This is a genomic window from Curtobacterium sp. VKM Ac-2852 (assembly GCF_013205045.1).
GTDB lineage: Bacteria > Actinomycetota > Actinomycetes > Actinomycetales > Microbacteriaceae > Curtobacterium > Curtobacterium flaccumfaciens.
Genome location: NZ_JABMLI010000002.1, coordinates 73,675 through 97,462, shown reverse-complemented (window position 1 = coordinate 97,462; position 23,788 = coordinate 73,675). Strand labels below are relative to the sequence as shown.

Here is a 23,788-nt window from a genome sequence, read left to right as displayed (position 1 = left end):
GCTCGGGCTCGGGCTCGGGCTCGGGCTCCGGCTCGGGCTCGTCCACGACGAACGGCTCCCACGCATGCGTGGGAGCCGTTCGTCGTGGACGATGCGGGAGGGGTCAGCGACCCAGACGCGCGGCGATGGCTGCGGTGACCCGGAGCCGGGCTGCAACGCGCTCGCGTTCGATGTTGGCGGCGATGACGTCGAGGTCTTCGTAGTCGGCGTCGGTGGTGGTGTCGTTCCAGTTCGGCGAAGAGATCCGGGCACGCCCGAACGACGGCGGAGCAGGGTTCACGGTCGTCATGGGGGCATCGTACGTCGAGCGTCCGACAGAGCGTGTGAGCATCACGGGCCTTTCCTTGGATTGCGGTCGCGCTCGGGGAACGAGTAGGTCAGCGAGAACGCGACGGCCATGAACGACGCCATCATCGCGATGTTCTTGGCGTCGAGTTCGGTGAAGGCGTCGGGGACCGGGGAGTCGACGGTGAGCATGCCGAACGAGTACTGGTCGGACCGGATCACCACCGAGACGTACGAGGTGTACCGCGGTTCGAAGCCCGGCTGGTCCTGGTCGACGTCCACGTCGGCCGAGCGGTCACCGACGATCCGGGGTGATCCCCCGACCAGCACCCACTCGAGGTTGCGGTCGCCGTAGGGCGTGCCCGCTCGGAAGACCCCGGCGGTGTCGCCGGCGCCACCGTGACCGATCGGCTCGAGCGCCCGCAGATCGGTGGACAGCTGGTACACGTTGGCGCGGACGTCGGGCACCTTCGGCAGCAGGTAGAACGCCAGGGCCACGGCGACGCGGTCGGCGACGACCGAGAGTTCGCCGTGGCGATCGGACCGGGGCAGCTCGGTGAACCGGACGAGCCGGGTGGCGATCTGGCCGAACGCGTACCGGACCGCCGTCGACTGCTCGAGCTCGGCCGCGGTGGCGTTGTCCTCGGCCACGGACCGTGCGGCGTCGCTGCGCCGGGTCCGGACCACCTGCACGGTCACGGCACCGACGAGCACGACGAGACCGAACGCGACGAGCGACAGTCGGACCGCCGGCGTGACGAACAGGTTCGGCAGCTGGAACGCCGCGGTGGGCGCAGCAGCCACCACGATCGGCCACACGACCGTGCCGACCCGTCCTGAACGCTGGTTCCCCATGACCACGACGCTAGGTCACGCCACCGACGCGGACGGAGTTGTCCACAGGCGGGTTCTCCACAGGATCCATCGGCCTCCACCGGCCCGTCGCACGCAGCTGGTAAGCAGGACCCATGACCGACGTCAGCACGCCCGTTCCCGGATCCAGAGCCCTCGTCCTCGGTGGCGGAGGTGTCGCCGGCATCGCGTGGGAAGTCGGTGTCCTCGTCGCCCTGCAGGAAGCCGGGGTCGACCTCGACGCCGCCGACCTCGTGGTCGGCACCAGCGCCGGCAGCGTCGTCGGCGCGTTCGTCCGGAACGGTGCCGTCCAGCAGGCCTACGACCAGCAGCACACCCCTGCGCCCACCACCTACGAAGAGCCGGCGCCCATCGACGTCGAAGCCGTGCAGCAGCACATCGGCGCAGCGCTGCAGGGTGCGACCGGCGAGCAGGACGCCCGCGCTCGACTCGGCCAGGCCGCCCAGCAGGTCGTCGGCGGGCAGAGCGACGACGAGCGCACGGCGACCTTCGGCGAGACGCTCCCGTCCACCGAGTGGCCGGAGAAGCCGCTCGCCGTCACCGCGGTCGACGCCACCGACGGCACCTTCCGCCTGCTGACGGCGGCCGACGGTGTGCCGCTTCCCCGTGCGGTCGCGGCCAGCTGCTCGGTGCCCTTCGTCTGGACACCGGTTGCCATCGACGACCGCCCGTACGTCGACGGTGGCGTCCGCTCGGGCACCAACGCCGACGCCGCCGCCGGGTACGAGCGGGTGCTCGTCATCGCCTGCGGCCCCGAGGGCCCGTCACCGTGCGGGCCATGGCTCGACGTCGCCGTCGAGGCGCTGCGCGCCGGCGGTTCGTCGGTCGAGGTCGTCGTGGCGGACAGCGCGTCCCAGCAGGCCTTCGGCACGAACTCGCTCTCGCTCGCCACACAGGCGCCGTCGGCCGAGGCCGGTCACGCCCAGGGCACCGCGGTCGCCGAGCAGGTCGCCGCCTTCTGGGCCGAGGACCTGGCGAGCGTGCACGCATGAGCACCCCGTTCTCCGACCTCGACCAGTACATCGCGCTCCCCCGCGTCGACGGCATCGACATCAGCCCCGACGGCACCCGCGTCGCGCTGACGGTCAGTGCGCTCGACCCGGACGCCACCGGGTACCGCCGATCGATCTGGCAGGTGCCCGCGACGCCGACCCCCGACACCGCCGCGCGCCCGGTCCGCCTGACACGCTCCGCCAAGGGCGAGGGCGGCATCGCCTTCACCCGCACCGGCGACCTGCTCTTCGTCTCCGCCCGGCCCGACGCCGACGCCACCGACCTCGAGGCCGCCCAGCTCTGGGTGCTGCCCGCGGCCGGCGGCGAGGCCCGTCCGCTCACCCGCCTGGCCGGGGGCGTCGGTGGCGTCCTGGCCACCGCGGCATCGTCGGACCTCGTCGCGCTGACCGCCGACCTGCTGCCGGGGGCCGGCTCCGACCCGGCGACCGTGCTCGAAGCCGACGCGGAGCTCCGGAAGACCCGGAAGGACAAGCACGTCCGCGCGATCCTGCACGAGACCTACCCGGTCCGGTACTGGGACCACGACCTCGGCCCGGCACAGACGCACGTCCTGACCCTCGACACGGTCGGCATCGACGGCGCCGGCGCCGGCGCCGAACCCGTCCGGCCCGTCGACCGCACACCGGCCCCCGGCCGCTCGCTCGACCACGTCAGCGGGGCACTCACACCCGACGGCTCGGTGCTGCTGGCATCCGTGGGCGTCCGGGAGGCCCGTGGAGACCGCTCGACGCTCGTCACCATCGACCTGTCCAGCGGCCACCGCACGGTGCTGTTCGACGACGTCGACGTCGACGACGAGATGCCGGCGCTGAGCCACGACGGCCGGACGATCGCCTGGGTCCGCACCGTCCGCTCCACCCCGGCCGGCGCGAACCAGCAGGAGGTCTGGGTCGCCGGCATCGACGGCTCCGACGCCCGCCGCGTCGCGACCGACTGGGACCGCTGGCCGAGCGAGCTCGTGTTCGAACATGGTGACCGCGCGCTCCTGGCGGTCGCCGACCAGGACGGCCGCGCGCCGGTCTTCCGCATCCCCCTCGACGGCGGAGCCGTCGAGCAGCTGACGCACGACGACTGGGCGTACTCGAGCCTGCGCGTGGCGGCGGCGACGGGCGTGGTCGTGGCGCTCCGGGCCTCCTGGGCGGCCCCGCTGCACCCGGTGCGGATCGCGACGGACGGCACGGTGACCCCGTTGGGGACGCCGGCGTCCCTGCCGGACGTGCCCGCCCACCTGGAAGAGGTCGAGACGACCGCAGCCGACGGCGCCCGCGTGCGCGGCTGGCTCGTCGTGCCCGAGGGCGACGGGCCGCACCCGCTGGTCCTGTGGATCCACGGCGGACCGCTCAACTCGTGGAACCAGTGGTCCTGGCGTTGGAACCCGATGCTGCTCGCAGCCCGGGGCTACGCCGTGCTGCTGCCGGACCCAGCGCTCTCGACCGGTTACGGACTCGACTTCGTGAACCGCGGCTGGAACGACTGGGGGCAGGCGCCGTACACCGACCTGATGGCGATCACCGACGTGGTCGAGGCGCGGGCGGACATCGACGCGACCCGGACCGCAGCGATGGGCGGGTCGTTCGGCGGGTACATGGCGAACTGGGTCGCCGGGCACACCGACCGGTTCCGCGCGATCGTCACCCACGCGAGCCTGTGGGCGCTCGACCAGTTCAACGGCACGACGGACTCGTCGCAGTACTGGTCGTCGATCTTCGACGCCGACGGGATCGCGGCGAACGACCCGCACCGGTTCGTGGCCGAGATCACGTCGCCGATGCTCGTGATCCACGGCGACAAGGACTACCGGGTGCCGATCGGCGAGGGGCTGCGGCTCTGGTCCGAACTCGCGGAGCACCACGCGGCACCGGACGGCTCGATGCCGCACCGGTTCCTGTACTTCCCGGACGAGAACCACTGGGTCCTCGCTCCGCAGCACGCCGTGGTCTGGTACGAGACGGTGTTCGCGTTCCTCGGGCAGCACGTGCTCGACCAGGAGTGGGAGCGGCCAGCCCTGCTCGGGTAGCGCTCGCGCCCGGCGAGCGGGCGCGAGCCGGGCGGGCCGCTAGACGAACGCGGCCTGCCCGGTGATCGCCCGCCCGACGATCAGGGTGTTGACCTCGCGCGTGCCCTCGTACGAGTAGATCGCCTCGGCATCGGCGAAGAACCGGGCCACACCCTTGTCGAGCACGATGCCGTTGCCGCCCTGCACCTCGCGGCACCAGGCGACGGTCTCCCGCATCTTCGCGGTGGCGAACGCCTTGGCCATCGCCGAGTGCTCGTCACCACCGACCCCGGCGTCCTGCATGGCCGACGCCTGCGTGCACAGTGCGATCGAGGCCGTGATGTTCGACAGCGACTTGACGAGCAGGTCCTGCACGAGCTGGTGCGCGGCGATCGGCTTGCCGAACTGGATCCGCTCGCGGGCGTAGGCCAGCGCGGCCTCGTATGCTCCGACCGCGATGCCGACGGCCTGCCAGGCGACCTCGGTGCGGGTCAGTCGGAGCACCTCGGCGGTCGAGCGGAACGACGTCGCGTTCTGCAGCCGACGCGACTCGGGCACCCGGACGTCCTGCATGACGATGTCGGCGTTCTGCACCCCGCGCAGGGCGATCTTGTCCTCGATCTTGGTCGCGGTGAAGCCCGCGGTGTCGGTGGTGACGAGGAAGCCCTTGACCTGACCGTCGGCGACGTCCTTCGCCCAGATCACGACGACGTCGGCGAAGGTGGCGTTGCCGATCCAGCGCTTCTCGCCGTCGAGCACCCACTCGTCGCCCTCGCGCCGGGCGGTGGTGCGCAGGCCCTTCGCCGAGTCGCTGCCCGAGTACGGCTCGGTGAGCCCGAACGCCCCGACGATCTCGCCCGTGGCCATCCGGGGCAGCCACTCGCGCTGCTGTTCGTCGCTGCCGGCGACCGCGATCGAGTTCATCGCCAGGCCGGACTGCACGCCGATGAAGGTGGCGACGCTCGCGTCCACGCGTCCGAGTTCGAGGGCCGCCCACCCGCGGTACACGGCCGAGTTCTCGAACTGCCGCACGAGCGGGACGCCCGGCCCGTACATGCCGAGCTCTGCCAGCGGCGCGATCACCTGCATCGGGAACTCGGCGCGCGCCCAGTACGCGTCGGCGATGGGCGCGACCTCGCGCTCGAGGTACTGCCGGAGCTGCCCGAGCGACGCGCGCTCCTGCTCGGTGAGCTGCTGCTGGAAGCCGTAGAAGTCCGATTCGAGCAGGGGCGTCGCGGGCATCGTCGTTGACATGGGATCCACGATGCATCATTCTCGAAAACGTTGCAAGAGAGGATCGCGTGTACACATCGGATTCAGCGCTGCGCGCCTTCCGGGAGGCCCGTCACACCTTCATCGCCGGCTCACGGATCGACATGGGGGCGTTGGCTGCCGCACTCGGCGTCGACCGCACGTCGCTGTTCCGCTGGGTCGGCAACCGTGACCGGTTGCTGTCCGAGATCCTGTGGTCCCTCGCAGTCCCGACCCTCGACGGGGCGACCCAAGCCGCCGACGAGATCGGGGCGACCGGAGCTGCCCGGCTCGTCGTCGTGCTCGACCGGTTCACCGCCGACCTGATCGACGCCCCGTACTTCCGGGCGTTCCTGACCCGCGAACCCGCTCGGGCGATGCGTCTGCTCACCACCTCGGACAGCGACGTGCAGAGCCGGTTCGTCGCCCGGGTGACCGCACTCATCGAGCAGCAGGAGTCGTCCGGTACGTTCGATCCGGCACCGTTGTCGGCTGAGGAGCTCGCACGGCTGCTCGTCCGGATCTCCGAGTCGTTCACCTACGCCGAGTTCATCTCCGGTGAGACCCCTGATCCCGCCCGGGCACGTGCGGCGTTCGAGTACGTCCTTCGGCCCGACCTGGTGCACGCCACACCCGCACCACCGATCGGAGACCGATGACCATCGACGAGTACCCGTTCCGCCGGACCTACCCCACCAGGTGGAACGACAACGACATGTTCGGGCACGTCAACAACACGATCTACTACTCGGCGATGGACAACGCGTCGACGTACTGGTTCCGCGAGGTCGCCGGGCTCGACCCGTTCTCGTCGGAGTGGATCGCCGTGCTGGTCTCGTCGAGCTGCCGGTTCGTCGAGTCCGCCGTCTGGCCGGACGTCATCGAGGTCGGGATGCGCTCGAAGCACCTCGGCACCACGAGTCTGTCGTGGGAGTTCGGCCTGTTCCGCCAGTCCGACGGCGCCCTGCTCGCCACGGGTGAGTTCGTGCACGTCATCATCGACCGCGAGGGCGCCCGCCGACCGATCCCGCTGCCCGCCGAACTCCGCGAGCTCGTGACCGGCTCGATGGTCGCGCAGCAGCCGGCCGTCGCCGACTGACCAGCCGCGCGGCGCACGTCCCGCCCGACCCGGCGCACGTCCCGCCCGGAGCCCCGCGCACAACCAAAGTGCTCCCGAACCGCGCAATCGCGTGGTTCGGGAGCACTTTGGTTGCACCGATCGGATCGGCACCGGGTTCCGGCCGAGGGCGGCGCGGACTGCTCAGGACTTGAGGGCTGCGAGCTCGAGGTTGATGTCGTCGGGATCCTGCACGGACAGGATCACCATGCCGGCGTCGCCCAGGTCGGTGACCTCGCCGTGCTCGACACCCGCGGCATCGAGTCGGGCGGCCGCCTCGTGCAGCTCGTCGACCGAACCCACGACGAAGCTCACGTGGTCGAGGCCGACGGTGTCCGGATCGAACGTCTGCCCTGCGGGAGCGACCGGACGGAGCCCGAACACCTGGTCACCGAGCCGGAACACCGATCCGCCGTAGAAACGCTCGCGATCCTCGCGGACACCCGGCTCGTCGACCTGGTCACTGAAGTCGATCGCCGGATCCGTGCCGAGCAGCAGCTGGTAGAAGGCCTTGCTCCGGTGGATGTCGGTCACGGTGACACGGACGTGGGCCAGGGCGGTCGGGCGTGCGAACGGCTCGGTCATGGTGGAGCTCCTCAGGGTTGCGCGCCGAGGTTGCGACGCGCACCCGAGGCAACGCTTGGTCCCTCCGAAGCACCCGAGGACGTGCGGCGACCGGACAGCACCGCACACGACGTTCCGCACGCCGCACAACCGAAGTGCCCCCGAACCACGCGATCGCGCGGTTCGGGGGCACCTCGGTTGTGCAAGCGGCGCTGGACCCGAACGCCAGCGCCGCAGTCCGGGGTCAGATCAGGTCGTCGGTCAGGTGGTTCGGCGTGCCGAAGCGGTGCGCCGTGATGGACACCGCCTGCTCGCGGACGAACGGCAGGATCTCGAGCCGCCCGGCCTCGGTCACCGGGCCGCCGTACACCGCGACGTCCGGACGACCACCGACGGCCGAGTACAGCGCCGAGGTGTCCCCACCGATGAGCCGCACCCGGGTCGACGGCCCTGAGGCGACCGAGCTGGCGAAGGCCTCGTCGGACACCGTCTGCGACAGGGAGCGGACGATCGGCAGCGAACGGATCGCCGCGGCGACGGACGACGGCAGCGTCGCGGCCGTGGAGACCTCGATCGTCGTGCCGGCACGGAGCGCAGCGGCGACGACGCGGACGAGCTCGACCACCGAGGCGTCGGGGTCCGTGTCCGAGTCGGCAGGAGCCAGCCGCACCTGCACCGACGGGAACGGCAGGTACCGGGCGATGTTCCGCTCGGCGGAGAGCGCCGAGACGTCGGTCGCGGTGCCGAACAGCGTCGACCACGCCTGCTCGTCGGACGCCAGCGAACGGTCCAGCACCGGCGAGGACACCTCGGCCGCCCGGACGAACGCCGAGACCGGACCCGACACGGCGACACCGGACGCAGCGGCCGCCGGTGCCGGCGTCCACGAACCGAGCCCGAGCAGGTAGTTCAGCCCACCGGCCTTCGTGCCGGCGCCCACGGCCGACTTCTTCCACCCGCCGAACGGCTGACGCCGGACGATGGCGCCCGTGATGCCGCGGTTGACGTAGAGGTTTCCCGCCTGGATCCGCGACAGCCACGTGCCGATCTCGGCCGGGTCGAGCGAGTGCAGGCCCGAGGTCAGGCCGTAGTCGACCTCGTTCACGATGTCGATCGCCTCGTCGAGGGAGTCCGCGGTCATCATGCCGAGGATCGGGCCGAAGTACTCGGTGCGGTGGAACTCCGAACCACGCCGCACGCCCTGTCGGACACCCGGGCTCCAGAGCCTGCCGGTCTCGTCGAGCTGCTTCGGCTCGACGGCCCAGGACTCCCCCGCGCCGAGCTTCGTCAGCCCGTCGAGCAGCTTGCCCGAGGCCGGCTCGATGACCGGGCCCATCTGGGTAGCGGCGTCGGTCGGGTACCCCACGGTGAGCGAGGACACCGCGTCGAGCAGCTGGTTGCGGAAGCGCTTCGACTTGGCGACCGAGCCGACCATGACGACGAGGGACGCGGCCGAGCACTTCTGGCCGGCGTGCCCGAACGCGGACGCGACGACGTCCTTCACGGCGAGGTCGAGGTCGGACGACGGCGTGACGATCACGGCGTTCTTGCCCGAGGTCTCGGCGAGCAGCGGCAGGTCAGGGCGGAACGAGCGGAACAGCTCGGCCGTCTCGTAGGCACCGGTGAGGATGACCTGGTCGACCATCGGCGACGCGATCAGCTGCTGCCCGAGGTCGTTCTCCGACACCTGCAGGAACGCGAGCACGTCGGCCGGGGCCCCGTGGGCGTCGAGCGCGGTCTCGATGATCGAGGCGAGCACGGCCCCGGAGCGTTCGGCGGGCGGCGCGGGCTTCAGCACGACCGCAGACCCGGCCGCCAGCGCAGCGAGGGTCGATCCGGCGGGGATCGCGACCGGGAAGTTCCACGGCGGCGCGACCAGGGTCAGCGCCGCGGGCGTGAAGGTCGCACCGTCGACGTCGTCGAGCGAGGACGCCAGGGTGCCGTAGAAGTGCGCGAAGTCGATCGCCTCGGACACCTCGGGGTCGGCCTGGTCGATGGTCTTGCCGGTCTCGGACGCCATGACCTCGACGAGGGCGGCGCGGTTCGCCTCGAGCGCGTCACCGACGGCGTGCAGCACGGCGCCACGTGCACCACCGGACCAGGTCCCCCAGACCGCACCCGCGGCCTTGGCGCGACCGAGCGCGGTGTCGAGCGCCGTGGCGGAGTCGACCCGGGCCTCCTGGACGGCACGGACGCCGAGCGTCGACGACGCGACGCGTGCGGTGATGGCGTCACCCCAGGCGCGGACGGCGCCGACCGAGGGGTCGCTGTCCGGGGTGTTCTCGAAGTGACCGGGGCCGGGGCGGCCGACGGCGGCGTAGCGGTCGGCGACCCGGTGTGATGCCGGTGCTGCGAGCCCCTCGGGCGTCGCGAGCGGCACCAGGGACGCGCGGAAGCGCTCCTCTTCGCGGGCGAACAGCGGCGGCGAGGACACCAGCGAGAAGACCGCGGACATGAAGTTGTCCTGCGACGCGCCCTCCTCCAGACGGCGGATCAGGTAGGCGATCGCGACGTCGAACTCGCCCGGGTGGACGACCGGCGTGTAGAGCAGGAGCGAACCGACGGTGTTCTTCACAGCCGACGCCTGCCCCTGCGCCATGCCGAGCAGCATCTCGAACTCGATGCCGTCCCGCACGCCGCGTTCGCCGGCGAGCAGCCAGGCGTGCGCGACGTCGAACAGGTTGTGCCCCGCGACACCGACGCGGACGTTCTCGACGCGCGATGGGGTGAGCGCCCAGTCGAGCACGCGCTTGTAGTTGGTGTCCGAGTCCTGCTTGGTGTGCCAGGTGGCGAGCGGCCAGCCGTGCACCGAGGCCTCGACCTGCTCCATCGGCAGGTTCGCGCCCTTGACCAGACGGACCTTGATGCCCGCGCCACCACGAGCGCGGCGGGCGGCGGACCACTCCTGCAGCTCCTGCATCGCGGCGAGCGCGTCGGGCAGGTACGCCTGCAGCACGATGCCGGCTTCGAGGCCGAGGAACTCCGGCTCGTCGAGGAGCTTCGTGAAGACCGCGATGGTGAGGTCGAGGTCCTTGTACTCCTCCATGTCGAGGTTGATGAACTTGGCCGGGCTGGCGGCTGCGGCGCGCTGGAAGAGCGGTCGGAGCTGCTCGACGATGTCGTCCACCGCGTGGTCGAACGCCCACGGCGAGTGCGGGTGCACCGTCGAGGAGACCTTGATGGAGACGTAGTCGACGTCGTCGCGGGCCAGGAGCTTGTGCGTGCCCTCCAGTCGTCGGGCGGCTTCGCGCTCGCCCAGCACGGCCTCGCCGAGCAGGTTGACGTTGAGGCGGACGCCGTCGCGCTTGATGCCGGCGATGGCCGGGCCGAGCTTGGAGTCGGTGGCGTCGACGATGAGGTGGCCGACCATGTTGCGGAGGACCCGTCGGGCGATGGGGACGACGACGTTCGGCAGCACCGGGGCCATGCCGCCGCCGAGCCGGACGAGTCCGCGGAGCGCGGCCGGCAGGAACCCGGGGGCGTCCGGGGCGATCTGCCGGAGTTTGCGGGCGGCGACGGCGAGGTCTTCCGGTCGCACGACCCCGTCGACGAACCCGACGGCGAAGTCGAGTCCGGCGGGGTCGGCGAGCACGCCGGCGAGCTGCTTCGCGGAGCCGTCGACCGGGTACGACTCGGCCTCGGCGAGCCACTGACGGACGAGCGCGACGGACTGGTCCGCCAGGGCGTCGTGGTCGATGGCGGAGTCCTCGTGCAGCGTCGTCATGGGTTCAGTGTGGAGGTCCGGGATGCGGTAGCGGAAGTGAGCGTTCCTGATGGATACCGTTCAGTTGCGCTACCGTTCCGGTCGTGACCCGGCTAGCGTCGGACCATGCTCGACGTCCGCCGTCTCGTGCTCCTCCGTGAGCTGTCCATCCGCGGCACGATCGCGGCCGTCGCCGAGGCGGTGAACTTCACTCCGTCGGCGGTCTCGCAGCAGCTGAGTGCCCTGGAGCGGGAGGCCGGCGTGCAGCTCCTCCGCAAGGCCGGTCGACGACTCCAGCTCACCCCGCAGGCCGAGGTGCTGGTGGCCGCGGCGGGCCAGGTGCTCGACGTCCTCGAGCACGCGCAGTCCCAGGTGGAGGAGACCCTGTCGTCCGTGCAGGGCCGGGTGCGGGTCGCCGTGTTCCAGTCGGCGGCCCTCGCCCTGATGCCGAGCGCCCTGCACGAAATGGCCACGGAACACCCCGACGTCCGGGTCGAGATGGTGCAGCGCGAACCGGAGACCGCGCTGAACGAGACGTGGGCTCGCGACTTCGACATGGTCATCGCCGAGCAGTACCCCGCCCATGCCGCTCCGCACCTGCCCGGGCTCGACCGGTCCGACCTGACGACGGACGCGGTCCGGCTCGCCCTGCCCCCGCGCGACACGGCGCTGCGCCCGGTGTCGTCACTCGAGGACGCCCGCACCATGCCCTGGGTGATGGAGCCCCGCGGGACCGCGTCGCGGCACTTCGCCGAGCAGGTCTGCCGGCGCTGGGGTTTCGAGCCCGACGTCCGGTACGAGACCGCCGACCTGCAGACGCAGATCCGCCTGGTCGAGTCGGGCAACGCCGTCAGCCTGATGCCCGACCTGATGTGGACCGGTCGGACGACGACCTGCCGGCTGCTCGAGCTGCCCGAGCGGCCGCGGCGGACGATCTTCACGGTGGTCCGCGCCGCTGGCGCATCGTCGCCAGCCGTGCGCGCACTCCGCTCCGCGCTCGAACGTGCCGCGTCCGTCGTCGGAGCGTGACAGGGCGGTCTGGAGGCGCGGCTCGGGTCCGGCACGACGGCTGCGGACCTCCGTGCCATCGTGATCGTTCCGTGATCGAGCGATCGTCAGGACTGGTCAGCGGGCGACATTCCCTGAGTAGAGGACGCTGATCCGGCGTCCCACCCAGGCATCCGAGGGGGATCCCGTGAACCAGTCCTGCAAGTACACCTTCCGCCGCAGCGCGGCGATCGGAGCGGCGATCGCGATCGTCACCGCTTCGTCGGCGTTCGGCATCGGGGCGAGCGCCGCCTCCGCAGCGACCGACGAGACCGCTGCACCGAGCACCACCGCGACGTCGGCTCCGCAGGGCACGACCGCCGCGAACGCCGCGACCGACACCTCGGCGGCCGACACCGGCACCGACACCGCTCCCGACACGGCGCAGGCCGCACCGGACGGCGAGACCGCCGACCCGGCACCGGCGCCCGCACCTGCACCGGCACCGGCACCGGCACCGACCGACGAGACGGCGACGCCGGACACCACCCCGGCCACGACCACGCCGCCCGCCGCGAGCACCGCGCCGACGACCCCCGCCGCCGAACAGCCCGCCCCCGAGGCATCGACGCCCGTCACCTGGGCGGAGCCGTCGACCGAGGACTCGCCGATCGTCCTCACCGCGACCGCCGGTCAGCCGTTCTCGCACACCTTCACCGCCCAGGGCGGTGACGGCCCACTGGAGTACCTGTTCAACCCGCTGAACTTCTACCCGAACAACGACGTCAACGGCTGGTCCTGGAACGAGCAGACCGGCGTCCTGAGCGCCACCCCGAAGAGCACCTTCGACGGGCCCGCACTGTTCGCGGTCACCGCGACCGACCTGCACCAGAGCGCCGTGCAGTACGTCCAGGTCGACATCGAACCCGGCGCCCCGGTGGGTGTCACGTTCGGCGTCGACAGCTCGGACTCCGACGTCAGCTGGCAGGTCGACGCCGACGGGACGATCCGGGAGTACGCGCCGGGTGGCACCGGTGAGACCGTGGTGTCGGAGGTCCCCGCCACCGTCGGCTCCTCGATGACCCTCGCGGGCCTGGCCGTCGATGCGCTGGGCAACCGCACCACCCCGGGCGACGAGTACCCGCGCTCGACCGTCACGAGCACCACCGCGTCCGACGGCGTGGTCTGGGACCCGAACTGGTCGGCGAACACGGTGACGTTCTCGGAGCCGGGTACCCGCACGCTGACGGTGTCCGAGGGCGGCGTCTCGACCTCGTTCACGGTCCGCGTCTCCGAGGCCCCCGCTGCCGTCGCCGGCATCACCATCGGGGTGCTCCCGGCGGACGGGACGTCCGGCGACCGGTGGGGCGTCGAGGGCGACGTGATCACCTACTACCCGGCGGACGGCGACCCGCAGCAGGTCGACGCGATCCCGGCCCGACAGGGTGACCGGGTGCAGATCCGCGCCCTGGCCGTGGACGCCGAGGGGCAGCCGGTCGGCGACCACACCGACCTCACCTTCACGAGCGACGTGGCCAGTGACCACATCGAGTACGACCCCGAGGCTGTTGCCACGTGGGTGACCTTCGAGCACGCGTCGCCGCACACGATCACCGTGGCGTCCGGGGACGTGACGAGCACCATCCGCTTCGAGGTGCAGCCGACGGCGACGACGACCACCGTCAGTACCGCCCACACGCCGACCGCGTCGGGCACGCTCGCGTACACCGGCGCCGACGAGTCCGGCCCGCTCGCGTGGACCCTCGGCCTCCTGGCATCGGGCGCCGGCCTGCTCGTCTGGCGCCTGCGTCGCCGACTCGGCTGAGGCACGTCACAGCGACCGCCTGACGGACCGGAGGCGCGGGGCAGGACCGCCCCGCGCCTCCGGTCCGTCTTTGCGCAATTCTGTGAAAAACCCCAGATGAGAGGCGGTAGTACCGAGATGAAACCGTGATCTCCGGTCGGGGTCGGAACGGGTCCGCGAACCGTAACGTGAGCACCGAGGAGCGCGCGGGCACCGTGTGCTCGCCATCAGACTCCCGAGGGGGAACCATGCACCAGTCCACCAAGCCGCCCGTCCGCCGCGCGGCGGCGATCGGCATCGTCGTGGCGGCGACCGCCATCGGCTCGGTCATCGGCGTCGGCGCGCCCGCGACGGCGGCGACACCGACGGGGACGACGACACCGACGAGCACCACGGCGACCTCCACGGCCGCCAAGACGTCGAGCGCCAGCCCGACGCCCGGCGCCGGCCCCGCCGCGAAGGCCACGGACGGCGCCACCCCGGCGGCAGCACCGGGTGACGGCAGCGACCTCGCGTTCACCGAGCCGTCGACCCAGGCGGCCCCGATCGCCCTCACCGCGACGGTCGGCACGCCGTTCAGCCACACGTTCACCACCACGGGCGGCAACGGCACCGTCGCGTACGCCATCCAGGACGCCCCGTCGGCGGACTACACGGTGAACGTCGAGACCGGCGTGCTGAGCGGCACGCCGACGACCGCCGGCACGTTCGACTTCGAGGTCGTGGCCCTCAGCGGCTCGACACAGGTGACCGAGTACGTCCGCCTGACCGTCTCGCCGTCGCCGGTCGTCTTCACCGAGCCGTCGACGAAGGCGAAGCCGCTCGCCCTCACCGCCACCGCCGGCGCGACCTTCACGCACACGTTCCGCACCACGGGCGGCACGGGGTCGCTGGCGTACGCGATCCAGGACGCACCCTCGTCCGACCTGACCGTCAACGTCGAGACCGGGGTGCTCACCAGCACCGTCACCACCGCAGGCACGTACGACTTCGAGGTCGTCGCCCTCCGTGGCACCGCGACCGCCACGGAGTACGTGCGCCTGACCGTCCTGCCGGCCGCACCCATCGGGGTCCGCGCGATCGTCGACACCGGCACACCCGGCGCAACGGTCTGGTCAGTCGCACCCGGTGGCGTCGTCAGCGCCTTCTCCGGCGGGGGCGAGCCCCTCGGCACCGTCGCGTCGATCCCCGTCCAGCAGGGCGGCTCGCTGGTGGTGTCCGGCCTCGCCGTCGACCGGTTCGGCAACCCGACCGCGCCGGCTTCCGTGAGCACCGGGTTCGGCGCGACGGTGACGAGCTCGGTGGCGTCGGACCGGGTCGTCACCGATCCCCGGGGCGACGCCTCGAAGGTGACGTTCCCGCACGCCTCGGACCACCGTCTCACCATCACCCAGGGCGGTGCCTCGACCACGTTCGTCGTCGCCGTCCGTCCCGTCGCCACGGCCGCGGTCGCGACCACGACGAGCGGCACCGGCGGCACGCTCGCCTACACCGGCGCCGACGAGACCACGCCGTTGGCGTGGGCCCTGGGCCTGCTCGCCGCCGGCGGCGGCCTGCTGGTCCTCCGCCTGCGTCGTCGTCGCGCCTGAGACGCGACCGACGAACGGACGGGAGGCCCGGTGCCAGCTGGCACCTGGGCCCCCGCCGGCCGGTACCCGGCAGACGCGCCAGCGGCTGCCGGGTAGTGTCCCGTGGGGAGCCTCCCGTCCGTCTTGCGGTCGCGCCGGTCCCGGCGCAGGTCGTGACCAATCCGTGACCGAAGGATCGTCAGGTCTGCTCCCCACGGGACATTCCCTGAGTAGAGGACGCTGATCCGGCGTCCCGACCTGGTATCCGAGGGGGATCCCCGTGAAGCAGTCCTGCACATCCACGTTCCGACGCAGCGCCGCGGTCGGCGCAGCCGTCGCGATCGTCGCCGCGTCGTCCGCGTTCGGCATCGGCGCCACCGCCGCCGTCGCCGACACCGCCGACACCGCCACGTCCAGCACCACCGAGGTGACACCGACGGCACAGCCAGGGGGCACGACCGACCCGGCAGCGCCGGTCGCCTCCCCCGCTCCCGACGCTCCGGACGGGGCCGCCGTCCCCGGCACGCCGGCAGCGGACCCGGCTCCGACGCCGAGCCCGGATCCCGCAGTGCCGGTCGACCCGATCCCCACGCACACGCCCACGCCGACACCGGCTCCCGCGGCACCGGCCGGAACGGAGTCGACCACGGCGGCCTCGGTTCCGGTCACCTGGTCCGAGTCGTCGAGCCCCGAGGACCGGATCGTCCTGCACGCGACGGCCGGCGAACCGTTCTCGCACACGTTCGTCGCGAACGGCGGCGACCGCCCACTCGAGTACCTATTCAACCCGCACACCACGCCGCCCGGTCTGCACTGGGACGAGAAGACGGGCGTCCTCAGCGGAACCCTCACCAACCCGGCGGACTCGTTCGACATCGACGTCGCCGCCACCGACCAGTACCAGAGCGCGACCCAGTACGTCCGGGTCGAGATCCAGCCGGGCGCGGCCGCGCACATCGGCGCCCAGGTGTACTCGAACGCCGAGGGGCGCAATCCCTCCTGGTCCGTCGCGGGCGGCCCGGACGGCGGCATCGCCCCGATCGGCGGCGGCGGTCTGATCGACGCGGTGCCGGTCGGACGCGGTGGGTCGCTCTGGGTCAGCGCCGTCGTCACCGACCGGATCGGGACCCCGCTCAACGGCACGGAGATGCCGTCAGAGTCGACCCTGACCAGTGACGACCCCGACGATGTCCTTCGCTACGACGACGAATCCAACACCTGGAAGGCGACCTTCGACGGCACCGGTCCGCGACAGCTCACCCTGCGCTCCGAGGGGCTCTCGCTGTCGATCCCGGTGGACATCGCCGACACCCCGCTCACGTTCACGGAGAAGTCCTCCTCCGATGCCCCGCTCGACCTGACCGCGACGTCGGGCACGCCGTTCAGCCACCGCTTCTCGGTGCAGGGCGCGACCGGCCCGGTCGAGTACTCGCTCGCCGGCTCTGACGGCGGCGACGTCATCGGTGACGGGGACTTCTTCCGCTCCGAGTTCTCGATCGACCCCGCCACGGGCGTCCTGTCCGGCACGCCGCGCCCCGCGACGCAGTACGACTTCGAGGTGATCGCACGCAGTGGTTCCGAGACCGCGACGGCGCACGTCACCCTGACGGTCGAGCCCGGCGCCCCGGTCGGAGTCCTGGCGTCGGTCTACCACGGCGCTGAGGGCCCGGAGTGGGAGGTCGCACCCGACGGATCGGTCACCGAGTACACGATCGACGCTGCGGGTTCGGTGCAGACGAAGTCGGTCGACAGCGTGCCGGCGGACCAGGGCATCCCGCTGTTCGTGAAGGCCGTCGCCGTCGATGCCAACGGCAACCGCACGACGACCCCGGGCAGCCCGCACCCCGTCGTGACGAGCGACGTGGCCACTGACCGGATCACCTGGGTCGCCGAGGCGGAGTCCAACCAGGTCGACTTCCCGCACGCGTCGATCCACACGCTGACCGTCTCCAACGGAGGGGTCACGACCTCGTTCCGGGTCGATGTCCGAGCGAACGCCGATGCCGCCGGGTCCTCGACGACCCGTCCGGCGTCCGGCACGCTCGCCTACACCGGTGCCGACGAGTCCGGTCCCCTGGCGTGGGCGCTCGGCCTGCTCGCCGCCGGCGGTGGCCTGCTGGTGCACCGTCTGCGCCGTCGACGCGCCTGACACGCGATCCGATGCGGACGGGAGGCGCGGTGCGGGTCCGCACCGCGCCTCCCGTTCGTGAATCGTGCGGGAACCCCCAACCCGGGTCACATTCCGATCAAGCCCGTCGCGCACGTGCGCGGATAACCCCTACGATCCGATCATGCCGAGGATTCTCGGCGAACTCTTACGTTCCGGCACCCGACCGGACTCAAACCCTGGGGGACGAAGTGCGCCGCAGCACCTCCACCGTCCGACGCGCCTGCGCCGTCGGCACCACCGTCGCGCTGATCGGTCTCACGACCGGTCTGGGCGTCATGACCGCGACCGCAGCGACCGCTGCCGAGTCGAACCCGGCCGTCAGCGCTCCTGCGACGGCCGCCACCGACGGCACCACGCCGAGCGACACCGCCACGGACGGCACGGGCACGCCCGCGACCGGCTCCGAGGCGGACGGCAGCACGCCGCCCGCCGGCGACACCACCGGTGACGACGCCCCCGCGGGCGACGACACCGGCGTGACCGGCCCGGACACCGAGCCGACCGACGCCGGCACCCCCGGCACCGGCTCGACGGCTCCGGCCGGCACCCCCGCCGCCCCGGCCGCGACCACGCCCACGGAGCCCACCGCCACCGCGACCACCCCGGCCGCCGCAGCCGCCGCGGAGCAGTCGGTCACCATCACCGGCGACCTGTACGTCGGCTCGGACCTCGTCGCACGACAGTCCGGGTTCACCAAGGGCAGCAAGATCTCGTACGTCTGGACCTCCCCGACCGGGGCCGTCCTGTCCGAGAGCGCCACCTACACGATCACGACCGCCGACGCCGGCCAGGAGATCACGGTCACGCTCGAGGGCTCGGTCGCGGGCGAGACCGCCACGGCGACCACCGAGACCGCAGTGGCCCCCGTCTTCGTGGACGAGGACGGCCAGCCGCTCTCCGACGAGGACGGCGACACGTCCATCGAGGCGACCGCCGGCGAGGCCTTCTCGCAGACCTTCCGGGCGCTGAGCACCCCGGCGCCGGAGCTGTCGGCATCGTCGTTCGACGACGACGGCAACGAGCAGTCCACCCTGCCGAAGGGGATCTCCTTCGACGCGGAGACCGGCGTGCTCTCCGGCACCCTGACCGACGCCGACCAGTACTACCAGGTCATGATCACGGCGACGTCGACGAGCCCGAGCGGCCCCGTCTCGAACCAGCAGTTCGTCGACATCGACGTGCAGGCCGGTGCCCCCGTGGGCATCGAGGTCATCACGCTCACCGAGGACGCGCTCCTCGACGGCACGTCGACCACCGCGTGGATCATCAAGCCGAACGGCGACGTCTACCAGGGCGACCTGCTCACCGACGACGAGCCCGTCAAGGGTGGCAAGGTGACCGTCGAGCAGGGCGGCACGCTCCTGGTCTCGGGCACGCAGGTGGACCGCTTCGGCAACGAGCTCTTCCCGGAGTTCGACGAGGAGACGGGTGAGCCGACGTTCTTCACCCCGACCGTCACCTCGGACGTCGCGACCGACGTCATCGGGCCGTACTCCGACATGGCCGATGTCGGGCTCGTGTCCGTCACGTTCCCGCACGCCTCGACGCACACCCTGACCGTCTCCGGTGCCGCGGTGCCGAGCACGGTCTTCGCGGTGGACGTGCAGCCGACGATCGCCCCGGCCGCCGTCATCAAGCCGATCGTCCCCGCGGCGGTCGCCACGCACCACACCGGCTCCGGCCGGCTCGCCTACACCGGAACCGATGCGACGGGTGCCCTCCCCTGGGCGCTCGGCCTGCTCGTCGCCGGTGCCGGTCTGATCGGCGCCCGCACCCTGCGCCGTCGCCGCGCTCAGCGCTGACGGTCCCCGTCGTCTCCCGTCCGTCGCGTGCCCGCGTGACGGACGGGAGGCCCGGCTCGGCCCCGCCTGTCCCCGCACGGGGCGGCGGGGCCGTTTCCGTCCCACCGTCGGTAGCGTGGGCACCATGCCCACGCTGCTGCACATCGACTCCTCGGCCGACCTCACCCACTCCCGCTCGCGCGCACTGACCGCGGCCTTCGCCGACGCCTGGCGCGCCCGCGGCCCGGAGTACACGGTCGTCCGGCGGGACCTGCACGTCGACCAGCTCCCCCACCTGGAGAGCTCGGCGCTGCACTGGGCCGCCGCCGACCGCACCGCCGAGGAGACCGTGGCGCCCGAGGCCGAGGCCCTGCGCCAGCAGGTCATCGACGAGCTCCTCGCCGCCGACGTCGTCGTGGTGGGTGCGCCGCTGTACAACTACACCGTGCCGTCGACCCTGAAGGCCTGGATCGACCGCATCCACGTCCCCGGCATCCTGACCGGCGGCGTGCAGCCCCTGGCCGGACGACCCGTCGTCACCGTGGTGAGCCGCGGCGCGACCTACGACGCCGGCACCCCGACGGAGGGCTGGGACCACGGCTCCCCCGTCCTGCACATCGTGCTCGGCACCGCGCTCGGCATGAAGCTCTACCCGATCACCGTCAGCGCGACCCTGGCCGACCGGCTGCCGGACCTCGCACCGCTGGCCGACCACGCCGCCGCGGAGTTCGCCGACGCGAAGACGACGATCGAGCGCCTCGCGACCACTCTCGGCTGAGGTCAGGCGGGCCGGATCTCGCCGGCCCGCCCGAGCAGCTCCGCGTGGAAGGCCGTCTGCGTCAGCGCGCTCGCGAGCAGGAACCCGGTCATCGACTCGATCCCGCCGCTGAAGGGCACCCGGGCCGCGACCTCGAACAGCGTCGGACGGTCCAGCGCATCGAGGGCCGCGGCGACGTGACGCGAGCGCTCCTCCCGGTGCCGGGCCAGGGTCTCGGCGCGGGTGACGACGTCACGGAACCGGTACTCGTGCCCCGGACAGACCTCGAGCTCGGCGTACGGGTCGAGCCGCTCGAGCGACGCCAAGTAGTCCCCGAGCGGGTTCGTGCCGGTCCGGCCGCCGAGCCCGATACCGGAGTTGATCCGCGGCAGCACGTGGTCGCCGGAGAACAGCAGCCCGTCGGCCTCGTCGAGGAAGCACACGTGCCCGGTCGTGTGGCCCGGGGTCCAGAGCGTCCGGATCGTCCGACCAGGGATCGGCAGCAGGTCGCCGTCCTCGAGCAGCACGTCCGCGTACGGCGCCTCGATCCGGCCCATCCCGATCCGGCGTCCGCTGCCCCATGCCTCGACGACCCCGGCCCGCAGGTGCTCGGGCAGCCCCCACGTCGCGATGTCCGCGTCGTTCCGCTCGGCGTCGATCCGCTCCCGTTCGAGCGCGCTGACCTCGAGGCCGTGCATCGCCACCCGGGCCCCCGTCGCCCGGCGGATGGCCGCCGCGGCACCCAGGTGGTCGGCGTGCAGGTGTGTGACGGCCACGAGCGACACGTCGTCCAGGGTGCGTCCGATCACGGCGAGCCCGTCCCGCAGCTCGGCGAGTCCGCCGTCGGCCGACCACCCGGGGTCGATCACCGCGAGCGAGCCGTCCGACCCCTCGACGACGTACACGAGGGTCGCATCGGGCACCCCGAACCGGAACGGCACCGCGAGGGTCCAGATGCCCGGCCGAACCTGCTCGACGGGTGGCAGGACGCCGTCGCGGAGCGCGGCGGCCTGCACGGGGCTGATCGGTTCCGGGGCCGGCGCTGCCGGCGGGGGCACGGTCGTCACGCCGGCCACCCTACCGACGCGTGTCTGGCCCGCGACGGCCCTGCTCCCGACGCATGGTGAGCAGAAATGGTCGGGTGCGGGCCGTGGACCCGACCATTTCTGCTCACCGAACGCACGTGCCGGGCGGAGCACGGGCCTCCAGGCAGACGGCGCAGGCCGCGCCGACAGCCCCGCCGACGCGCGCGAGTAGACAGGACGCATGGAGATCGCACCGATGCTCGCCAAGGCCGTAGCCACCGTCCCCGACCCGGACAGCACGAAGGGCGGGCTGCGGTACGAACCGAAGTGGGACGGCTTCCGCGGCATCGTGACCATCGACGGCGACGACGTCGAGATCGGCAGCCGCGGCGCGAAGCCGCTCACCCGGTACTTCCCCGAGCTCGTCGACGCGTTCCGGGCGCAGTTCGGCGGCCGCGACCACCCGGTCGTCCTGGACGGCGAGGTGATCCTGCGTTCCGGCGAGCCCGGTGCCGAGCGCCTCGACTGGGAGGCGCTGTCGCAGCGCATCCACCCGGCGGCCTCGCGGATCGCCAAGCTCAGCGTCGACACCCCGGCGCAGTTCGTGGCCTTCGACCTGCTGGCCGTCGACGGGCAGGAGCTCCTCGACCTGCCCTTCGACGAGCGCCGTGAGCGCCTGGAACAGCTCGGTGACGCGATGACCGACCCGCTCTTCGTCACGCGCACCACGCTCGACGTCGAGCAGGCGCGCGAGTGGCTCACCACCTTCGAGGGCGCCGGGCTCGACGGCGTCGTCGCGAAGCCCCGCGCGCGGCCGTACGAGCCGAACAAGCGCTCGATGCTCAAGATCAAGCACCACCGCACCGCCGACGTCGTCGCCATCGGCTACCGCGTGCACAAGAGCGGCTCCGGCGTCGGGTCGCTGCTGGTCGGCCTGTACGACGCGGACGGCGAGCTCCGCCAGGTCGGCGGCGTCTCCGCCTTCTCGGACAAGCGGCGGGCCGCGTTGATCGACGAGCTCGAGCCCGTCGTGCTCCGCGATGCGGACGGGAGGCCCGTCACCGGTGACGGGGAACGGTCGCGGTTCTCGTCGGGTCGCGACACGTCGTTCGTCCGGCTGGCGCCGGAGCTGGTGCTCGAGGTCCGGTACGACCAGATGGAGGGCGACCGGTTCCGGCACACCGTGCAGTTCGAGCGGTGGCGGCCCGACCGTGACGCGACGTCGTGCGGGTTCGAGCAGCTCGAGGTGCCGAGTGCGTACGACCTGAACGAGGTGCTGTCCTGACGCGGAACGCACTGCGGTGTCCGTTTGTCGCTGTTCTGTCACGTTCCGCGAAAAGTAGTTAGCCGAACTAGCGAAGCCGTGCCAGGATGATCTCAGCAGCACGAGGCGTCCAGTCCGGATGCCCTGATCGGAGCGGATCGACATGAGCACCAGCACGCTTGTCCGCCACCCTCGGCGGAGCCCCTTCACAGAAGTCCGAGAGGCACGGCGCCAGCGCGTCCTGCAGCTCAGCGCGGTCATCAGCGCCATCGCCGGCGTGACCGCCACGGCGCTCGCTCTCGTCACGGTCGGACTCGGCTCGTGATCGTGGACGGCATCACTGACGTGCACCGCGGCACCTGGTCGCGGCTCACCCGTCTGCACACCGCCAGCATCGGGCTGCCGACGCACACCACGCGCGTCGAAGACCCGGACCGTCAGCGGGACGTCTCCTCCGCAGCCTGAGGCTCGGTTCGGCTGCTCGGCCTCAGCTCGGCTTCTTCGCCCGTGAGGGCTGCACGCGCGGCGGCTCCCCCGGCATCTTCGGGAAGTCCGGCGGGAACGGCAGCTCACCCTCGCCGTTCGCCAGGTCCCGCTCCCACCACTCGAGCAGCGGTGCGATGCTGCCCGGCTGCTCCCCCATCGACTCCCATGGGTCGCCGGTGGTGCGCAGCCGGTCCGGCACCGTCCGGATCGTGAAGGCCGTCGGGTCGGCTGTCCGCAGTTCCTCCCACGTGATCGGCGTCGACACCGAGGCGTGTGCCAGGGCCCGGGGGCTGTAGGCACCGGCCATCGTGCGGTCGCGGTTCGCCTGGTTGAAGTCGACGAAGATCCGCTGCCCCCGCTCCTCCTTCCACCACGCCGTCGTGACCCGGTCGGGTATCCGTCGTTCGAGTTCGCGCGCCGCGGCGATCACCGCGTGCCGCACCTCGAGGAACTCGTGCTCGGGGCGGATCGGCGCGAACACGTGCAGGCCGCGGTTGCCGCTCGTCTTGATCCAGGTCGTCAGGCCGACCTCGTCGAGGACCTTCCGCAGCTCCTCGGCCACCGGCACCGTGTCGCCGAAGTCCGTGCCGGGCTGCGGGTCGAGGTCGATGCGGAGCTGGTCCGGGTGGTCGCTGTCCTCGGCACGAGAGGCCCACGGGTGGAACACCACCGTGTTCATCTGGGCGGCCCACACCGCCACGGCCGGCTCGTCGATCACCAGCTGCGGGTGCGACCGGGCACTCGGGTAGGTCACCGTGACCGAGCGGACGTAGTCGGGCGCCCCCTTCGGCGGGTTCTTCGAGAAGAACTGCTCGCCGTCGACACCGCCCGGGAACCGCTGCAGCGAGATCGGCCGGTCGCCGTTCGCCCGGACGAAGGCGTCGCCCACCGTCACGAGGTACTCCGCCAGGTCGAGCTTCGTGATGCCCGCCTCGGGCCAGAGCACCCGCGAGGGGCTGCTGATCCGGACCTCGCGGTCACCGTCGGGCCCGGGCACCCGCACCGTCGTCGCTTCGCTCGCCATGCAGCGGACCGTACACGCGTGCCGGCTGCCCGCCCGCAGCCGGGTGTGCGCCGCCGAGATCCCGCTGGACACCGGTGTTCCCTGGTCGAACACGCGCACGCCGGTGTTCAGCGCGCGAA

Annotated in this window: 20 protein-coding genes; 13 read left to right on the top strand and 7 right to left on the bottom strand. The window is 72.0% G+C overall.

Features of this window, described 5'->3' with window-relative positions; genetic code table 11:
- Nucleotides 1-103 precede the first annotated feature (103 nt).
- Together HQQ79_RS06870 and HQQ79_RS06865 are read right to left on the bottom strand one after the other, a co-directional pair.
- Entirely contained in the window at nt 104-289 is a 186-nt protein-coding gene (locus HQQ79_RS06870) for a hypothetical protein (protein ID WP_027465208.1), read from the bottom strand.
- A gap of 41 nt (nt 290-330) precedes the next feature.
- Nucleotides 331-1,140 carry a GAF domain-containing protein gene (locus HQQ79_RS06865; RefSeq protein WP_027465207.1) on the bottom strand — a complete coding sequence of 270 codons (810 nt, stop codon included), beginning with the start codon at nt 1,138-1,140 and terminating at the stop codon, nt 331-333.
- Between the two features lie 113 nt (nt 1,141-1,253).
- On the opposite strand from HQQ79_RS06865, the gene HQQ79_RS06860 reads away from it, so the two are divergent.
- Nucleotides 1,254-2,150 carry a patatin-like phospholipase family protein gene (locus tag HQQ79_RS06860; RefSeq protein ID WP_173033275.1) on the top strand — a complete coding sequence of 299 codons (897 nt, stop codon included), beginning with the start codon at nt 1,254-1,256 and terminating at the stop codon, nt 2,148-2,150.
- Complete coding sequence (locus HQQ79_RS06855; protein WP_173033273.1) at nt 2,147-4,189, top strand: alpha/beta fold hydrolase; 2,043 nt, start codon at nt 2,147-2,149, stop codon at nt 4,187-4,189. The genes HQQ79_RS06860 and HQQ79_RS06855 overlap by 4 nt, the downstream gene beginning before the upstream one ends.
- Nucleotides 4,190-4,228: 39 nt before the next feature.
- Here HQQ79_RS06855 and HQQ79_RS06850 read toward each other — a convergent pair whose 3' ends face one another.
- Nucleotides 4,229-5,410, bottom strand: coding sequence for an acyl-CoA dehydrogenase family protein (locus HQQ79_RS06850; RefSeq protein WP_111055003.1), 1,182 nt, complete (start codon nt 5,408-5,410; stop codon nt 4,229-4,231).
- A 59-nt stretch (nt 5,411-5,469) separates the two neighbouring features.
- Here HQQ79_RS06850 and HQQ79_RS06845 point away from each other — a divergent pair, with 59 nt between their 5' ends.
- A complete protein-coding gene (locus HQQ79_RS06845; protein ID WP_173033272.1) occupies nt 5,470-6,078 on the top strand; it encodes a QsdR family transcriptional regulator in 609 nt (202 codons plus the stop codon).
- Nucleotides 6,075-6,518, top strand: coding sequence for a thioesterase family protein (locus HQQ79_RS06840; RefSeq protein ID WP_027465203.1), 444 nt, complete (start codon nt 6,075-6,077; stop codon nt 6,516-6,518). Before HQQ79_RS06845 ends, HQQ79_RS06840 begins: the two co-directional genes overlap by 4 nt.
- Nucleotides 6,519-6,680: 162 nt before the next feature.
- Here the strand turns inward: HQQ79_RS06840 and HQQ79_RS06835 are convergent, their stop codons facing one another.
- Both HQQ79_RS06835 and HQQ79_RS06830 read right to left on the bottom strand, forming a co-directional pair.
- On the bottom strand, nt 6,681-7,121 hold the full coding sequence (locus tag HQQ79_RS06835; protein ID WP_027465202.1) for a VOC family protein: 441 nt from the start codon (nt 7,119-7,121) through the stop codon (nt 6,681-6,683).
- 223 nt (nt 7,122-7,344) lie between these two features.
- Nucleotides 7,345-10,824, bottom strand: a complete 3,480-nt coding sequence (locus HQQ79_RS06830) for a bifunctional proline dehydrogenase/L-glutamate gamma-semialdehyde dehydrogenase (protein ID WP_173033270.1) — start codon at nt 10,822-10,824, stop codon at nt 7,345-7,347.
- A gap of 105 nt (nt 10,825-10,929) precedes the next feature.
- Between HQQ79_RS06830 and HQQ79_RS06825 the strand changes: the two genes are divergently transcribed.
- The 6 genes from HQQ79_RS06825 (at nt 10,930) to HQQ79_RS06800 (ending at nt 19,891) form a co-directional block, all read left to right on the top strand.
- The gene (locus HQQ79_RS06825) at nt 10,930-11,832 is read left to right on the top strand and encodes a LysR substrate-binding domain-containing protein (protein ID WP_027465200.1); all 903 of its coding nucleotides are present in this window, start codon (nt 10,930-10,932) and stop codon (nt 11,830-11,832) included.
- 166 nt (nt 11,833-11,998) lie between these two features.
- On the top strand, nt 11,999-13,615 hold the full coding sequence (locus HQQ79_RS06820) for a hypothetical protein (protein ID WP_173033268.1): 1,617 nt from the start codon (nt 11,999-12,001) through the stop codon (nt 13,613-13,615).
- Between the two features lie 227 nt (nt 13,616-13,842).
- Nucleotides 13,843-15,183, top strand: coding sequence for a hypothetical protein (locus HQQ79_RS06815; RefSeq protein WP_173033265.1), 1,341 nt, complete (start codon nt 13,843-13,845; stop codon nt 15,181-15,183).
- A gap of 259 nt (nt 15,184-15,442) precedes the next feature.
- Nucleotides 15,443-17,311, top strand: a complete 1,869-nt coding sequence (locus HQQ79_RS06810; RefSeq protein WP_173033263.1) for a putative Ig domain-containing protein — start codon at nt 15,443-15,445, stop codon at nt 17,309-17,311.
- Nucleotides 17,312-17,520: 209 nt separating this feature from the next.
- Nucleotides 17,521-19,134 (top strand): putative Ig domain-containing protein, encoded by a 1,614-nt coding sequence (locus HQQ79_RS06805; RefSeq protein ID WP_173033261.1) that lies wholly within the window; start codon nt 17,521-17,523, stop codon nt 19,132-19,134.
- 124 nt (nt 19,135-19,258) lie between these two features.
- Complete coding sequence (locus tag HQQ79_RS06800) at nt 19,259-19,891, top strand: FMN-dependent NADH-azoreductase (protein ID WP_027465195.1); 633 nt, start codon at nt 19,259-19,261, stop codon at nt 19,889-19,891.
- Nucleotides 19,892-19,893: 2 nt separating this feature from the next.
- Here HQQ79_RS06800 and HQQ79_RS06795 read toward each other — a convergent pair whose 3' ends face one another.
- Entirely contained in the window at nt 19,894-20,937 is a 1,044-nt protein-coding gene (locus tag HQQ79_RS06795; RefSeq protein WP_173033260.1) for an MBL fold metallo-hydrolase, read from the bottom strand.
- 199 nt (nt 20,938-21,136) lie between these two features.
- On the opposite strand from HQQ79_RS06795, the gene HQQ79_RS06790 reads away from it, so the two are divergent.
- The 3 genes from HQQ79_RS06790 to HQQ79_RS06780 all read left to right on the top strand — a co-directional run bounded on the left by HQQ79_RS06790 (nt 21,137) and on the right by HQQ79_RS06780 (nt 22,624).
- The gene (locus tag HQQ79_RS06790; protein WP_173033258.1) at nt 21,137-22,180 is read left to right on the top strand and encodes an ATP-dependent DNA ligase; all 1,044 of its coding nucleotides are present in this window, start codon (nt 21,137-21,139) and stop codon (nt 22,178-22,180) included.
- A 142-nt stretch (nt 22,181-22,322) separates the two neighbouring features.
- Nucleotides 22,323-22,484 (top strand): hypothetical protein, encoded by a 162-nt coding sequence (locus HQQ79_RS06785; protein WP_163343780.1) that lies wholly within the window; start codon nt 22,323-22,325, stop codon nt 22,482-22,484.
- Between the two features lie 2 nt (nt 22,485-22,486).
- Nucleotides 22,487-22,624 carry a hypothetical protein gene (locus HQQ79_RS06780; RefSeq protein WP_171907766.1) on the top strand — a complete coding sequence of 46 codons (138 nt, stop codon included), beginning with the start codon at nt 22,487-22,489 and terminating at the stop codon, nt 22,622-22,624.
- Nucleotides 22,625-22,646: 22 nt separating this feature from the next.
- Here the strand turns inward: HQQ79_RS06780 and ligD are convergent, their stop codons facing one another.
- Nucleotides 22,647-23,669 carry a non-homologous end-joining DNA ligase gene (gene ligD / locus HQQ79_RS06775; RefSeq protein WP_173033256.1) on the bottom strand — a complete coding sequence of 341 codons (1,023 nt, stop codon included), beginning with the start codon at nt 23,667-23,669 and terminating at the stop codon, nt 22,647-22,649.
- Nucleotides 23,670-23,788 lie beyond the last annotated feature (119 nt).

Coding starts and splice junctions, on each gene's coding strand:
- HQQ79_RS06870 (WP_027465208.1), bottom strand. CDS start 289: ATGACGACCGTGAACCCTGCTCCGCCGTCGTTCGGGCGTGCCCGGATC.
- HQQ79_RS06865 (WP_027465207.1), bottom strand. CDS start 1,140: ATGGGGAACCAGCGTTCAGGACGGGTCGGCACGGTCGTGTGGCCGATC.
- HQQ79_RS06860 (WP_173033275.1), top strand. CDS start 1,254: ATGACCGACGTCAGCACGCCCGTTCCCGGATCCAGAGCCCTCGTCCTC.
- HQQ79_RS06855 (WP_173033273.1), top strand. CDS start 2,147: ATGAGCACCCCGTTCTCCGACCTCGACCAGTACATCGCGCTCCCCCGC.
- HQQ79_RS06850 (WP_111055003.1), bottom strand. CDS start 5,410: ATGCCCGCGACGCCCCTGCTCGAATCGGACTTCTACGGCTTCCAGCAG.
- HQQ79_RS06840 (WP_027465203.1), top strand. CDS start 6,075: ATGACCATCGACGAGTACCCGTTCCGCCGGACCTACCCCACCAGGTGG.
- HQQ79_RS06835 (WP_027465202.1), bottom strand. CDS start 7,121: ATGACCGAGCCGTTCGCACGCCCGACCGCCCTGGCCCACGTCCGTGTC.
- HQQ79_RS06830 (WP_173033270.1), bottom strand. CDS start 10,824: ATGACGACGCTGCACGAGGACTCCGCCATCGACCACGACGCCCTGGCG.
- HQQ79_RS06825 (WP_027465200.1), top strand. CDS start 10,930: ATGCTCGACGTCCGCCGTCTCGTGCTCCTCCGTGAGCTGTCCATCCGC.
- HQQ79_RS06815 (WP_173033265.1), top strand. CDS start 13,843: ATGCACCAGTCCACCAAGCCGCCCGTCCGCCGCGCGGCGGCGATCGGC.
- HQQ79_RS06800 (WP_027465195.1), top strand. CDS start 19,259: ATGCCCACGCTGCTGCACATCGACTCCTCGGCCGACCTCACCCACTCC.
- HQQ79_RS06790 (WP_173033258.1), top strand. CDS start 21,137: ATGGAGATCGCACCGATGCTCGCCAAGGCCGTAGCCACCGTCCCCGAC.
- HQQ79_RS06785 (WP_163343780.1), top strand. CDS start 22,323: ATGAGCACCAGCACGCTTGTCCGCCACCCTCGGCGGAGCCCCTTCACA.
- ligD (WP_173033256.1), bottom strand. CDS start 23,669: ATGGCGAGCGAAGCGACGACGGTGCGGGTGCCCGGGCCCGACGGTGAC.